Consider the following 13,965-nt stretch of genomic DNA (forward strand, 5'->3'; position numbering starts at 1 on the left):
TACTACCTGGCCGACGGCCGGATCGTCGGCGAACGGGGCCAGCCCGACCTCCTCGGGGTGATGCAGCAGATCGGTGCCCTGCCGGCGCCGTGAACCTCGTAGCGCCGCATGAGCCTTCTGCCGCGCGGGATTGCCGCTGCCGGGAGGGGCCCGTACGGCGCGGTGGCAGAGGGCGAAGGCCCGCACCGGAGCGCGGGCGACCGGCGCGGGTTCACCGCAAGAGGCCGGTCTTCTTCTTGATCCGGCGTCCTCGCGCAGACAGCGCCCGTTACGGCGAGAGCTTTACACCTTGTCACCGCTGACGTGACCAGGCCGGGTACAGAACTGCTCGCTCTACGGCGAATACTGCAACCCTCGAATACCGACACTCCACCAGTGTCTCTATCCGGGCGACGACCCCTCGGTGCTCATCCCCCGCATCCCACGCGCAGTCCACACGCACGGCATTTTCTTACGGCACCCGCACCCTTGTGCATAAGCGGTCAGTGACCGGTTTCGAGAAGGGCAGTACATCGAGGCTGGGTTGGTGTACCGAGTCGCCCCATCAGCGACATGGCAGATCCACTGAGGCTGCGGCGAATGTGCCTGCCATCCGGTCGGGCCGTGGTGTGCTCGACGGGGTGGTCACCGGACGGGCAACCTGATGCGTCGCAGCCATGCCTCAACTTCGGTGTCGGCGTCTTTGACCTCTTCGCCGCGTACCGCGAAGCCCTCGGCGATGGTTGCGCCGGGGCAGGAGGCGGCGTGGTCGCGTTCGGTGGTGTCCAGGCCGCTCATGGCGTAGGTGGTGACCGGGTGGACGGTCTTGCCACGGAAGTCGAGGGCTTCGGTGAACGTCGTCATGATCATGGGTGCTCGGACGTTCCAGATGGGGCTGGCCAGGAGGATGACGTCGTAGCCGTCGAGGGAGGGCAGGCGGCCTTCGATGGCCGGGCGGGCGTCAGTGTCCTGCTCGCGGACGTTGCGCTGGACGATCGCGTCGTAGTCGCTCGAGTAGGGGTCGGCGGCCTGGATGCGATAGGTGTCGCAGGTGATGCGGCTGCCGATCTTGTCGGCCAGCACCTCGGTGTTGCCGACCTTCAGGTCGATACGGCCGCCGTAGTAGTAGTAGTAGTAGTAGTTCTCGCCCGGGCGGGAGAAGTAGGCCAGCAGGACTCGTTTCACGTTGCTTCCGGTCGTCGCGGCGGACTGGGAGGAGGTGGGGATGCCGGACCGCGGTGAGGACGGTGAGCAGCCCGCCAGGTAGGTCGCGCTCAAAGCGGCGGTTGCTGTCAGCAGTGCGCTGCGCAGAACGGTGCGCCGACTCGGCAGGGCGGCATGATGCTGTGGCGTGATCACGATGGACGGCTCCCGGTGAACCGTTGGCGGAGTGGGGGCCGGGCGAGTGCCCCGGGCATTCGCTTCAGGGCACCCGCGGCCAGCGAGGGGCGTCGCTCAGCTGTCCAGACGGCGCTTGGCAAGCCAGGTGACCATCTCGGGATCGTGGTGGTCGAAGAACAAGGAGCTGCCGGTGTCGAGGGTGGCGATCTGGGCCATCTGCTCGTCGATGAGCTGGAAGTCGAAGACGTTGATGTTCTCGGCCATGCGCTCGGCGCGTACCGACTTGGGGATGGCGATGACGCCGCGCTGTGTCAGCCAGCGCAGCACGACCTGGGCGACGGACTTGCCGTACTCCTTGCCGATCTCGGCGAGCAGCGGGTTGGTGAACAGGTCGTTCTTGCCCTCGGCGAAGCCGCCCCAGGACTGGATCTGTACCCCGTGCTCGCGCATGAGGTCCTGGTAGTCGGCGCGCTGGAAGAACGGGTGGGTCTCGATCTGGTTGACCTGCGGGGTGATCTCGTTGTTGACGATCAGGTCGATCAGCCGGTCGGGGTAGAAGTTGGCGACACCGATCGCCTTGGCCGCGCCCTCGCGGTTGAGCGCCTCCATGGCGCGCCACTGGCCGTAGACGTCGCCGAAGGGCTGGTGCATCAGGTACAGGTCGAGGTGGTCCAGGCCCAGCTTGTTCAGGGACGTCTCGAACGCGCGGCGGGTGTTGCTCTCGGCGGGGGCGTCCTGCACCCACAGCTTGGTGGTGACGAACAGCTCCTCGCGCGGGATGCCGCTGGACTTGATGGCGCGGCCGACGGCTTCCTCGTTGCCGTAGGCGGCGGCGGTGTCCAGCAGGCGGTAGCCGACGGCCAGTGCCTCGGAGACGGCGCGCTCGGTGTCCTCGGCGAGGATCTGGTAGACGCCGAAGCCGAGGAGCGGCATCTCGACGCCGTTGTTGAGGGTGACGGTCTGCATGAGCGGGATGTCCATCGCTGTACGGGTGGGGGGAGGTCAGGGGCGGATGAGGGCCTTGAGGACCTGGCGGTCGGCCATGGCCCGGTAGGCGTCCGGAGTCCGGTCGAGGGGGAAGGTCTCGTCGAAGACGCGGCCGGGGGCGATGGTGCCGTCCAGGACGTCGGCCAGCAGTTCCGGGATGTAGGCGCGGGCGGGGCTGGCGCCGCCGGTCAGGGTGATGTTGCGCATGAACTCGGCCGGGCCGATCGGGCCCTGCTCGTACTGGGGAACGCCCAGGCGGCTGATGGTGCCGCCGTCCAGGACCGCGCCGAGCGCGGTGTCCAGGGCCTGGCGGGTGCCGACGGCCTCGATGACCTTGTCCACGCCGCCGGTCAGCTCGCGGATGCGGGCGATGCCCTCCTCGCCGCGCTCGGCGACCACGTCGGTGGCGCCGAACTCCCGGCCCAAGCTGGTGCGGGCTTCGTGACGGCCGGCGAGCACGATCCGCTCGGCACCCAGCCGCTTCGCGGCGATCACCGCGCACAGGCCGACCGCGCCGTCCCCGACGACCAGCACCGCGTCGCCGCGGCCGATCCCTGCGGTGACGGCGCCGTGGTGGCCGGTGGTCATCACGTCCGACAGGGCCAGCAGCGACGGGAGCAGCGTGGAGTCGGCGCCCACCGGCAGCTTCACCAGGGTGCCGTCCGCATGCGGGACGCGGACGGCTTCGCCCTGGCCGCCGTCGACGCCGTCGACGCCGTACCGGCCGCCGTTGCGGCACGAGATGTGCAGGCCCTTGGCGCAGTAGTCGCAGGTGTTGTCGCTGTAGGTGAACGGGGCGACGACCAGGTCCCCCGTCTTCAGATCGGTCACGTCCGCGCCGGTCTCCTCGACGACGCCGAGGAACTCGTGGCCCATGGGGCGGCCGGTGTCGGTGGCGGGCATCGACTGGTAGGGCCACAGGTCACTGCCGCACACGCACGCGGCCAGCGCGCGCACCACCGCGTCAGCCGGCTGGACTATCTTCGGGTCGGGCCGGTCCTCGACGCGGACGTCTCCGGCTCCGTACATCACTGCTGCACGCATGAAAGGTGTTACTCCAAACGAGTGGCGGGGGGGCGCCACGCGAAGCGCGGCGTGCCGGGGCGGGGTCAGCGTTCGAGCATCTGCGCCTGGGCCTCGGTGTGGGTGTCGCCGGCGGCGGGCGGCAGGCTGGAGAGCTTGTCGAGCTGCTCGGCGGTCAGCGTGACGGCATCGGCGGCGGCGTTCTCCTCGACCCGGCTGACGCGCTTGGTGCCGGGGATGGGGGCGATGTCGTCGCCCTGGGCGAGCAGCCAGGCCAGTGCCACCTGACCGGGCGTGACACCGGCCTCGTCGGCCAGGGCCTTGACCTCGTCGGCGAGCGCCAGGTTGTGCTGGAAGTTCTCGCCGGTGAAGCGCGGGTTGTCGCGGCGGAAGTCGTTCTCGTCGAACTGGTCGGTGGAGCGGACGGTGCCGGTCAGGAAGCCGCGGCCCAGCGGGGAGAACGGCACGAGACCGATGTTCAGCTCCCGCAGGACGGGCAGGACACGGTCCTCGATGCCGCGGGTGAACAGGGAGTACTCGGACTGCACCGCGGTGACCGGCTGGACTGCGTGGGCGCGGCGGATCGTGTCCGGGCCGGCCTCCGAAAGCCCGAAGGCACGCACCTTGCCCTCGTCGATCAGCTCCTTCACGGCGTCGGCGGTCTCCTCGATCGGCGTGTTCGGGTCCACCCGGTGCTGGTAGTACAGGTCGATGTGGTCCGTGCCCAGGCGCTTGAGAGAGCCCTCGACCGCGGTGCGGATGTTGGCCGGGCTGGAGTCCAGGTTCCACGCGCCGTCGCCGCCGTGCGAGACAAGGCCGAACTTGGTGGCCAGCACCACCTTGTCCCGCCGGCCCTTCAGCGCACGCCCGAGCAGCTCCTCGTTGATGTAGGGGCCGTAGATCTCGGCGGTGTCGATGAGCGTGACGCCCAGCTCCAGCGCCCGGTGCACGGTCCTGATCGACTCCGCGTCATCGGTGCCCGAGCCGGTATAGCCGTGGGACATGCCCATGGCGCCCAGCCCGATCCGGGAAACCTCCAGGTCACGCAGCTTGATGTACCGCATCTCGCCCTCTTCCGATCATGGGTGTCGCCTGGTCTCTCACTCTTGCCCGGCAGGTCGTGCCCGTCGAAGTCCGGGCGGCGCGAGAGGCCGGCGTCTTCCTCATTCACCTTCGCCCGGATTGCTCGGGTGTGGCAGGGCGGGCTCTTCGGGGGTAACGACAGGGCCCCCCTCCCGCCCGCGGGGTGGGTGCCCGGCGGGTGAGACTGGAGTCATGGCATCCGAGAGCGCGCACAGCGAGGGCGCCGAGCTGGGCCGCTACCTGCGCGCCCGCCGCACCCAGACCAGCCCCGAACACGTCGGCCTCACCATCGGCGCCGGCATCCGCCGAACCCCGGGGCTCCGCCGTGAGGAGCTGGCCACCCTCGCCGGCATCAGCATCGACTACTACGTGCGCCTGGAACGCGGCAAGGAGACCCGCCCCAGCCCCGCCGTCCTCGACTCCCTCGCCCGCGCCCTGCACATGGATGACCAGGAGCATCAGCACCTGCGTGAGCTCGCCGCCCGCGCCGCCCGCTACGCGCCCGAGCCGCCCCCGGCCCCGAGCCGCACCGTGCGCCCCCACCTGAAGCTGCTGCTCGAGTCGCTGCGGCCGAACCCGGCCTACGTCATCAGCCGCAGCATGGATGTACTGGCCTGGAACCCCGGCGGCCTCGCCCTGTACGCGGGCCTGGACGACTGGCCGGCCAAGCACCGCAACCTCGCCCGCTACATCTTCCTCCACCCCGCAGCCCGCGACCTCTTCACCGACTGGGACCGGCAGATCACCGCCTGCGTCGCCCGGCTGCGCGCCGTCGCCGGCACCGCACCCGACGCCCCCGACCTCACCAACCTCGTCGGCGAGCTCCTCCTCAAAAGCCCCGACTTCGCACGGCTGTGGGAACGCTACGAAGTGACCGGACGCAAACCTGCTCACAAGACGTTCCGCCATCCCCAGGTCGGAACGCTCACGCTCACGTCGCAGTCCCTGCACGTGGAAGGCACCCCCGGCCAGCGCATCGGCGTCTATACCGCCGAGCCCGGTAGCCCCGACCACGATGCGCTGCTTCTGCTCGACATGACAGCGCCGCCTGCCGCCAGCCCCACGCAGCGGGACGCAGCGCGTCGACAGAGCTGAGCGCCCCGCCCGTACTGCGGCAGGAGCGAGTAGTCGACCACTGACCAGTTAGGGTCCGCGGGTGTTGAGCAGACCCAGGTGGACGGTGCACTTCGTGAGCCGCGACTTACCCGTGCCCACGACTACGCGTTCCTTCCTGGACGTAGTGCCCGGTGACCTGGTGGCGTGGCTGGACGAGGAAGGGCTGCCGGACGGCCTGCCGTTCCTGCTCTCGCCGCGGTTCGAGTACGACGTCGCGCTCAACGCGTACTTCCTTCAGGCGAATCTGACGGCACCGTGGAACAACAACGCCAACCGGGCCAGAGCCCTGGCCCGGTTCTTCACGTTCCTGCATACCGCGCGCGGTGGGAAATCGTGGAGGGCTGCCACTGAGGCGGATCACCTGGCGTTCCATCAGTGGCGCCGCCGAGATGAGACTGGACCTTGCGTCGAGGGCAGCACCTGGAATCACGAAGTCTCGCTGGTCAACCAGTTCTACGCGTGGGCAGTGCGGCAGGGACACGTCGCGGCGGTCCCAATCCCACATCGCGCCGCCCGCCCCGCGCCGATGGGGTCGGTCATCCGGCCCACCGGCCCCTCCACGGTTCCGGCGACCTACGCGCATGACGAGAACGGGGAGCGCATCGAGTGGATGCCGCCGGCGACCTACCGGCTCTGGCGGGATGTGGGGCTTCGCGGCTACGGCCCGGACGGACTGCCCTCGGACCGGTTCCGCGGCCGGTGGGCGGCCCGCAACGCGACGTTCAGCGACCTCATGGCCGCACGGGGCTGCGGCTGACTGAGCAGGCCAGCGTCACCGTCTTCGAAATCCCCACCAGCACTGCCCTGGGCGGATACCAGCGGTTCTGGCTGCCCCTGGTCATCGCCGACCCGTCCCGCCCGCACGTGGTGCACCGGCTCAGCGCCGGCGGTGTCCACCGGATGCGGCTGCAAGATCTCCGGCCGGTCGAGCGGCGGCGGCTTCTATCGAAGAGCTCTTCCTCTACGAATTTCCGGCTCGCAGAAGCGATCTTTTGGGTGTCGCCTCACCGCTTCGCTGCGGAGTTCCCAGTGGCGGCAAGGAGAGCTTGCGCCTGATCGCGGGCATGGCTGATGGGGTCCGCGAAGATGTTCAGGCCGTGGGCGACGAGCGCTCCTTCGTGAAGCAGCATGAGTGTCTGGCCCAGATGACCGGCCCTGTCCGGGGTGATGTCCCCGGCGAGGTCGGTGAACAGGGTGAGCATCCACTGCTTTTGCCCGGTGATGAGCGGGTAGGCCGGGTGGGACGGATCGCTGATCTCGGCGTGAGCGTTGACCATGCTGCACCCCTTGGAACTGTTCTTTGCCGACCACGCGCGTGAGGCATCGAAGACGGCCAGGACGCGCGCCGCCGACGTCGGCTGAGCGGTGTCGAGGCACTGGGCGAGGAAGGCCCGCCAGCGTTCATCACGATCCGCGAGGTACTCCACGACGATCTGCTCCTTGGAACCGAACCGGTCGTAGAGGGTCTTCTTCGTCACCCCGGCTTCGGCGGCGATCAGGTCCACCCCGACGGCATGGATGCCGCGCTCGTAGAACAGTCTCGCGGCGGCCTCCAGGACGCGCCGTGCGGCAGGCGTCATCGTGATCCGTCGCGGCCTCTCGGTAGTGCCCATACCTCAACAGTATACCGATCTGTATAGTGAGCCGATGGGTATACCGATCTGTTTAGTGGAGGGTGAGGCGTGAACTTCCTGCTCTCGATCGCCTTCGTGATCTGCTGGAGTTCCGGGTTCATTGGAGCCAAGCTCGGTGCGGGCAGTGCATCTGCGGTCACGATCCTGATGTGGCGGTTCCTGCCGCTGGCCGTCATCCTGATCGTCATTGCCACCGTCTCCAGAACGTCGTGGCGGGACCTCGCAGTGCGGGATGTGGCCCGGCAGGCCATGATCGGGGTGCTGTCGCAGAGTGGCTATCTGCTCACCGTCTACTACGCGATCCAACTCGGGGTCTCCAGCGGCACCACAGCTCTGATCGACGGCGTCCAGCCCCTCGTCGCCGGAGCACTTGCCGGACCGTTGTTGCGTCAATACGTCTCGCGCAAGCAGTGGCTCGGCCTGTGCCTGGGGGTGAGTGGCGTCGCCATCGTCACCATGGCTGATGCCGCGGCCGACACCGGTGCGGCCTGGTGGGCCTATCTCATCCCCTTCCTCGGCATGTTCTCGCTGGTAGCGGCCACGTTCCTCGAAAGCCGCTCCCGCGTACGAGTCGCGCCCGCAGTGTCGCTGACCGTCCACTGCGCCACCAGTGCCGTCATCTTCACGGCACTTGCCGTGAGCGCCGGAGTCGCGGAGCCGCCCGCTGAGCTCTCGTTCTGGGCCGCGATCACCTGGCTCGTAGCCTTGTCGACCTTCGGCGGATACGGGCTGTACTGGCTCATCCTGAGGCGCTCTGGAGTTACCAAGGTCAACACGCTCATGTTCCTCATGGCCCCGGTCACGGCAGTCTGGGGAGCCCTCATGTTCGGCGAACCGTTCGGTCCGCACACCGCTTTCGGCCTGGCCGTCGGCCTCGCAGCAGTCGTCATTGTCCATCGCGGTGACACCTCATCCACCAGGGTGCACGTGCGGGACACGGGCGAGGCCGCGAGGCCAGCCAAGTACGGCGCTTGATACCTCTGCCTCGTTGGAATCGAAGTCCACCAGGTTCCCCGGGGACCACGGGCCCGTGTCAGGCCGCGGTCTCTTGGTGGGTTTGTTGGGTCCTGGCGGTGGCCAGGTCTGCCGCTCGCCGGACCGAATCGGCGGAGGCGGCCAGCAGCGGCAGCCGGACGGCCGGGCTGGGGATACGGCCCTGGGCGTGCAACACCCCCTTGATCACGGTCGGGTTCGGCTCGGCGAAGAGCGCGGCGGACAGCCGGGCCAGCTCGGTTCCCAGCCTGCGGGCCGGTCCGGCAGCGTCACGCTGCCACAGCGAGATCAGCTCGGCGTAGTCAGCGGTGCGGACATTGGCCGACGCCAGGATGCCGCCGCGGGCGCCCGCCGCGAGCAGTGGCGAGATGACGGCGTCATCGCCGCCGAGCACCGCGAAGCCCGGGGTCGACGAGCCGAGCAGTTCCATCGCGGCTGCGTCGATCGCACCGGTCGCGTACTTGACCCCGACGACCTCCGGTAGGTGCCTGAGGGCCTTCAGCGTGCTGGTGCTGAGGGGCTGACCGGTGCGGTACGGGATGTCGTAGACGACCAGCGGCAGACCCCCGTGCTCAGCGAGTGCCGTGAAGTGCGCCAGCGTTCCCGCCTCACCGGGCCGGGTGTAGGGCGGCGCGGGAACCAGCGCCGCGGCGACGTCACCGCTTTGAGCGAGCTCCCACAGTGTCGTGATGGCGTCGGCGGTGTTGTTGGTGCCGACGCCGACGATCAGCGGAGCTTCGTGTGCCCGGCAGGCGGCCGAGCAGATGCGGACCACGGCCCGCTTCTCCTCGGTGGTCAGCGTGGCCGCCTCCGCGGTGGTGCCCAGGGCAACGAGTCCCCGAGCGCCGCCGGCCGACAGCGCCTCGTCGGCGAGGCAGGCGAGCACGTCCGGGGCGAGGCGCAGGTCGTCGGTGAACGGAGTCACCAAGGGGACAAACAGGCCGGTGAGATTCGCTTCGGGCTTCATGCGCCCAGCCTGACCGACACAAACCCCGTAGATCCAGTTCATATTTCTTCGATTATACGTAAGCTGACCTTATGCTCGATGTTCGACGTCTCCACCTGCTGCGTGAACTGGACCGACGCGGCACCATCGCGGCCGTCGCCGAGGCGCTGGCCTTCACCGCCTCGGCCGTCTCCCAGCAGCTGAGCGTGCTTGAGCGCGAGGCGGGCGTGCCCCTGCTGGAACGAAGCGGCAGACGGGTGGTGCTCACCCCTGCGGGCCGCACCCTCGTCACCCACGCCGATGCCGTCCTCGAACGCCTCGAACTGGCGGCCTCCGAGCTGGCCGGGGCACGCGAGGGCATCGGCGGGCCGCTGCGGATCGGGACGTTTCCCTCTGGCGGCCCCGCGATCGTGCCCGCCACGCTGGCCGAACTGGCCCAGCGGCATCCCGCGCTGGAACCGATGGTGCAGGAGATCGACTCGGCGCGGGTCTCCGACGGCCTGCGCGCCGGCGAACTCGACGTGGCCCTCGTCCACGACTACGACTTCGTGCCCGCGTCACCGGACACCACAGTCGACCAGGTGCCTCTGTTGGAGGAGCCGATGTACCTGGCCACCGGCGGCGCCACCGACAGCGCTCCTGCTACCGGCCGCGTCGCCCGCGGCGACACGCTGGCGGAGCTGCTCGGACCGTGGGCCATGTCCCCATGGATCACGGCCCGGGACGGCACCACCGGTCACGCGATGGCCGTACGCGCCTGTCAGGCGGCCGGATTCCAGCCGCGCATCCGCCATCAGGTCAACGACTTCCGTACGGTCTTGGCACTGGCCGCCATCGGGCAAGGCGCCGGATTCGTACCGGAGATGGCCACCGCACACGCCCCCGAGGACGTGGTCCTGACCCGGCTGCCCCTCTTCCGCCGTTCGAAGGTCGCCTTCCGCGCGGGCGGCGGCACCCACCCGGCAATCGCAGCATTCGTGGCGGCGGCGCGAACAGCGGTGGGCGCCACGGGCCGTGCCTCCTTACTGATCGCTTCAGTGATGTGACAACTACGCCACCCACAACACCCCCGAGATCAAGACCTGGCTCGGCAAGCACCCCCGCTTCCATGTCCACTTCACTCCGACCGGCTCCTCCTGGATCAACCAGGTCGAGCGGTGGTTCGGCCTGCTGACCGACAAGCTCATCCGCCGCGGCGTCCACACCTCGGTGAAGGCGCTGGAGGATGACATCAGGGCCTGGATCGACTCGTGGAACGAGAACCCCAGGCCCTTCGCCTGGACCAAGACCGCCGATGAGATCCTCAAATCCCTCGCCAGCTACCTCACCAAAGTCACTCCGCCAGCCACCGATAATCGGCGAGAGACTTAAGCCTGTGATTTCAGGCGCATCACACTAGAGGACCGAGCGGACCGCGCCCGGCACGTCGATCAAGTGATGATGGGTCCCGCGCTCCAGCCGCTGGCATCCCGCCAGTAGTGCTGGTACTGCCCGTCGGTGCGTTCCGCGATCAGTTCCAGGTTCGTGCCGTAGGTGCTCTGCAGCAGGCCGATGACGCGACGTACGCCGACGCCGAAGACCGCCGAGCGGTTCCAGGGACCGGGCGAGGTGTTGTAGCGCCACCAGTGCTCGATCTGCCCGTCGGCTGTGGGGACACACAGTTCGAAGTTGCCGATGCCGGCGTCGTTCCCCGCTCCGTATGTGCCCTCGATGAGGCAGGGCGCCCCGGTCGCGTTCTGGCCGAAGGTGCCGATCAGGGTCCACCCGATGGTGGCCGAGGCACGGCGGAAATGGAGTAGCTGTCCGCCAATTGCCGTGCACACGTAGTGCAGTTCGCCCTGTTCGTTCTCCGGCGAGCCGGTCGTGCCGAGTTTGCTCTGTACGAGGGAGGGCCCCCAAAGGCGATGCCCGACCCGAAGACCTGCCGCTCGTACCACTGACCGGGGGTGTGGGTCCACGGCGCGCTGTTGTGCTTGGTGAGGTGGTGGGCCTGCCCGTCCTGGGTGACCACGACCACCTCGAAGTCGCCGGGCGCTCCGCGGTTGCTCTGTACGAAGCCGGGGATGCCCACGGGGTCCGTGGGACCGAAGAGCGTGGCGTCGTGTCGTGTGAGGGCTCAGGACATAGTTGACGTGATGTTCTCGGGACACCCTTGACAGTTTCTGATGGATTTTCAGATGCTTCGCGTGTGATTCAGGAGGCGGAGAGCCAGCAGCAGGGCGACTGGTTAGTCGAGCAGAGGTACCGGGCGGTGCTGGAAGTGCTCGACGGTTCGCCGATCACGGAGGTCGCCCAGCGGTACGGGGTCTCCCGGCAGTCGGTCTACACGTGGAAAGCGAAGTACGCCGCGGGTGGCTTCGAAGGCTTGCGGGAGGCATCACGTCGACCTCGGACGAGTCCGACCAGGCTGTCGGCCGACGTGGAGGCCCTGGTCTGCGAGATGCGGCGGTCCCATCCGCGCTGGGGAGCCCGACGGATCGCCTACGAGATCACGCGGACCCGAACTGAGTCCGCTCCGTCGCGGGCCACTGTCCACCGGATCCTGACCCGCAACGGCCTCGTTCGACCGCAGGAACAGCAGCACCGGCGCAAGTACAAGCGGTGGCAGCGCGAGACGCCGATGCACCTGTGGCAGCTCGACCTCGTCGGCGGGATCTACCTCGCCGATGGGCGCGAGTGCAAGATGCTCACAGGGATCGACGACCACTCACGCTTCATCGTGGTCGCCGAGGTGCTCGCGGTGCCCTCCGGGAGGACGGTGGCCGACGCGTTCGTGCGGGCCATGCGGATCCACGGGGTGCCGGCCGAGGTGCTCACGGACAACGGCAAGCAGTTCACCGGCCGTTACACCCGGCCCCGGCCCGCGGAGGTGCTGTTCGAGCGGGTCTGCCGGGAGAACGGAATCGGCGCCAAGCTGACCAAGCCGTACTCACCGACCACCACCGGCAAGATCGAACGCTGGCACCGGACCCTGCGCAGAGAACTGCTCGACGACTGCGGGCCGTTTGCATCCTCGCGGCAGCCCAGGCCGCCATCACCGAGTGGGTCCACACCTACAACCACCTCCGTCCGCACCAGGCCCTCGACATGGCCACACCGGCCAGCCTGTTCCGCCCCAACCCGCAGCCCGAACCGGTCAAGGTCGTGCCCGCCCAGCGGTCCGAGGCCGTGCCCGTCCCCGCCGAGTCGGCCCCGCCTGCACTGGTGTTGGCGCCGTCGGTCGGCGCGGTCGAGTTCGACACCGTGCTCCCGGCCAGCGGCCAGGTCAGCATCATCCCCTCCGTCCAGCGCATCCGCCTCGGCGCCGGGCAGGCGGGCCTGCGAGCCCGTATCTGGGTCGATGAGAACACCGTCCACGTCCTCGTGAACGGCGAGGTGGTGAAGACCGTGCCGTCCAACCTCGACGCCGAGCACCTGCACCAGCTCAAGCTCCGCGGCGCCCGGCCGGCAGGACCACCACCCGCTCTTCCGGCCGTCGACCGCGTGGGCGACCTTCCCTCGCACCAGGCGCTCGAAGTCGAACGCACCGTGGATCCGAACGGCTGGATCAACCTGGCCGGGCAGCGGGTGAAGATAGGCTCTGAACTCGCCAACCGGCGGATCATCGTGCGACTCGACGGGCACCTCCTCCACGCGGTGCACGACGGTCTGCTAGCCAAAACCCTGCCGTCGCCGTTCACGGCCGGAGAGCGCCCACGGCTTGTCGGTGCCCGTGTCGCTGCGACGCAGCTTCCGCCGGCCCCGGCCGCGGTCAGCGTTGAACGCAAGGTCCCGACCGACGGCGTCGTGATGGTGGCCCGCCAGCGCCTGCGCGTCGGACGCACCTATGCGGGCCGGATCGTCACTATCTACGTCGAGGACACCCACTTCCGCGTCACCTACGAAGGCGCCGAGATCTCGCTGCACGCCCGCAAGGACCAGCACCCGGTGACTCGCTGGAAGGCCAAGATCCACGCTCCGAAACTCTGAGCACGCCGAGACTGCGTGTTCTACGTTGATCGACATGAGCGCGTTGGGACGAGGCTACCGCTATGTCGGGCCTCACCATGTGATCGCTGCCGTCAAGGCAGCGGACGGTGGTGCCACGATCCGCACAGCCGCCGACTTCGCGGACTGGGTGGCAGCCCGGACCGCCGAGGAACTGGACGAGCCCTTCACCTTCGTCGTCGGCACGGACGGTGCTCTGCGGCTAGCCCCACGCCGCAGTGAACACGTCGCCTGCGCGAGCGGCGATCGGGTGCTGGGCGCTGGCGAAATCAGCTTCTACCCCGAGGCCGGACGCTGGGCGGTGAACGAGATCAGCAACCAGTCGACCGGCTACTGCCCGGACGTTGCCTCATGGCCGGCTGTCGCACAGGCACTGGATCAAGCCGACCTCGACCACCCGGACTGCTTCACACACGCAGTGGTCTTCCGTCGGTGTCCCACCTGCCAGGAGCACAACATCGTGCGAGAAGGCCACTTCGTCTGCGTCTTCTGCGACGCAGACCTACCCCGGCGATGGAACGTCGATCCGATCGTGGACGACCCAGACGGGCCCTGATCTCGTCCACCACAGCGCTGCCACCAGCTCGGCCGACCGGCTTCGGACCTCGGCTGCCCGGCCATGTCCAGTAAGTCTTGAGCCTGTCAAGGATCTGATGAGTCAGAAGAGTCAACTAAGTCCTGAGACCTCACACCACAGCGTGACGGCGAAGTCCGCTGCCTGGCCCGCACGGACGAGCCGTGAACAGCATCCGGACCCACGACCGACGCACGATCGCCGCTAGGGCGTTTCTGATGGCTCTTGGACGATGTCTCGGAGCCAGATGACGACGGCCGTGACGGTCAGGGTGCCGTTGAAGATGTAGTCGCGTTTGTCGT

At 68.5% G+C, this 13,965-nt stretch carries 12 protein-coding genes and 2 pseudogenes; 7 read left to right on the plus strand and 7 right to left on the minus strand.

Going from position 1 to position 13,965, the window contains the following annotated elements; all coding sequences use genetic code 11:
- Positions 1 to 624: 624 nt before the first annotated feature.
- From OP79_RS46370 to OP79_RS46385, 4 genes are all read right to left on the minus strand, one after another.
- Positions 625 to 1,338 carry a flavodoxin gene (locus OP79_RS46370; protein WP_245685699.1) on the minus strand — a complete coding sequence of 238 codons (714 nt, stop codon included), beginning with the start codon at positions 1,336 to 1,338 and terminating at the stop codon, positions 625 to 627.
- A gap of 96 nt (positions 1,339 to 1,434) precedes the next feature.
- Positions 1,435 to 2,286, minus strand: a complete 852-nt coding sequence (locus OP79_RS46375) for an aldo/keto reductase (protein ID WP_033329250.1) — start codon at positions 2,284 to 2,286, stop codon at positions 1,435 to 1,437.
- Positions 2,287 to 2,322: 36 nt separating this feature from the next.
- On the minus strand, positions 2,323 to 3,351 hold the full coding sequence (locus OP79_RS46380) for a zinc-binding dehydrogenase (protein WP_211271013.1): 1,029 nt from the start codon (positions 3,349 to 3,351) through the stop codon (positions 2,323 to 2,325).
- A 65-nt stretch (positions 3,352 to 3,416) separates the two neighbouring features.
- Positions 3,417 to 4,394, minus strand: coding sequence for an aldo/keto reductase (locus OP79_RS46385; RefSeq protein ID WP_033329240.1), 978 nt, complete (start codon positions 4,392 to 4,394; stop codon positions 3,417 to 3,419).
- Between the two features lie 211 nt (positions 4,395 to 4,605).
- Here OP79_RS46385 and OP79_RS46390 point away from each other — a divergent pair, with 211 nt between their 5' ends.
- Together OP79_RS46390 and OP79_RS50125 are read left to right on the plus strand one after the other, a co-directional pair.
- Complete coding sequence (locus tag OP79_RS46390; RefSeq protein WP_033329241.1) at positions 4,606 to 5,508, plus strand: helix-turn-helix transcriptional regulator; 903 nt, start codon at positions 4,606 to 4,608, stop codon at positions 5,506 to 5,508.
- A gap of 94 nt (positions 5,509 to 5,602) precedes the next feature.
- Positions 5,603 to 6,286 carry a site-specific integrase gene (locus tag OP79_RS50125; protein ID WP_157857513.1) on the plus strand — a complete coding sequence of 228 codons (684 nt, stop codon included), beginning with the start codon at positions 5,603 to 5,605 and terminating at the stop codon, positions 6,284 to 6,286.
- A 247-nt stretch (positions 6,287 to 6,533) separates the two neighbouring features.
- Here OP79_RS50125 and OP79_RS46400 read toward each other — a convergent pair whose 3' ends face one another.
- Complete coding sequence (locus OP79_RS46400; RefSeq protein ID WP_033329242.1) at positions 6,534 to 7,142, minus strand: TetR/AcrR family transcriptional regulator; 609 nt, start codon at positions 7,140 to 7,142, stop codon at positions 6,534 to 6,536.
- A gap of 69 nt (positions 7,143 to 7,211) precedes the next feature.
- Between OP79_RS46400 and OP79_RS46405 the strand changes: the two genes are divergently transcribed.
- Positions 7,212 to 8,138: a DMT family transporter gene (locus OP79_RS46405; protein WP_033329243.1), complete on the plus strand. Its 927-nt coding sequence runs from the start codon at positions 7,212 to 7,214 to the stop codon at positions 8,136 to 8,138.
- Between the two features lie 58 nt (positions 8,139 to 8,196).
- Here the strand turns inward: OP79_RS46405 and OP79_RS46410 are convergent, their stop codons facing one another.
- A complete protein-coding gene (locus OP79_RS46410) occupies positions 8,197 to 9,123 on the minus strand; it encodes a dihydrodipicolinate synthase family protein (RefSeq protein ID WP_033329244.1) in 927 nt (308 codons plus the stop codon).
- 71 nt (positions 9,124 to 9,194) lie between these two features.
- Here OP79_RS46410 and OP79_RS46415 point away from each other — a divergent pair, with 71 nt between their 5' ends.
- Both OP79_RS46415 and OP79_RS53200 read left to right on the plus strand, forming a co-directional pair.
- Complete coding sequence (locus OP79_RS46415) at positions 9,195 to 10,148, plus strand: LysR family transcriptional regulator (RefSeq protein ID WP_033329245.1); 954 nt, start codon at positions 9,195 to 9,197, stop codon at positions 10,146 to 10,148.
- Positions 10,147 to 10,473 (plus strand): annotated as a pseudogene (locus OP79_RS53200) (transposase); the annotation flags it as partial. The gene OP79_RS46415 and the pseudogene OP79_RS53200, both read left to right, overlap by 2 nt.
- A 59-nt stretch (positions 10,474 to 10,532) precedes the next feature.
- Here the strand turns inward: OP79_RS53200 and OP79_RS46425 are convergent.
- A complete protein-coding gene (locus OP79_RS46425) occupies positions 10,533 to 11,039 on the minus strand; it encodes a hypothetical protein (protein ID WP_033329247.1) in 507 nt (168 codons plus the stop codon).
- Between the two features lie 254 nt (positions 11,040 to 11,293).
- Here OP79_RS46425 and OP79_RS50130 point away from each other — a divergent pair.
- Positions 11,294 to 13,071: pseudogene (locus OP79_RS50130) on the plus strand (IS481 family transposase).
- A gap of 34 nt (positions 13,072 to 13,105) precedes the next feature.
- A complete protein-coding gene (locus OP79_RS46435) occupies positions 13,106 to 13,645 on the plus strand; it encodes a hypothetical protein (protein WP_033329248.1) in 540 nt (179 codons plus the stop codon).
- The last annotated feature ends 320 nt before the right edge of the window (positions 13,646 to 13,965 follow it).

It is taken from the genome of Streptomyces yerevanensis (assembly GCF_000716805.1).
GTDB lineage: Bacteria > Actinomycetota > Actinomycetes > Streptomycetales > Streptomycetaceae > Streptomyces > Streptomyces flaveus.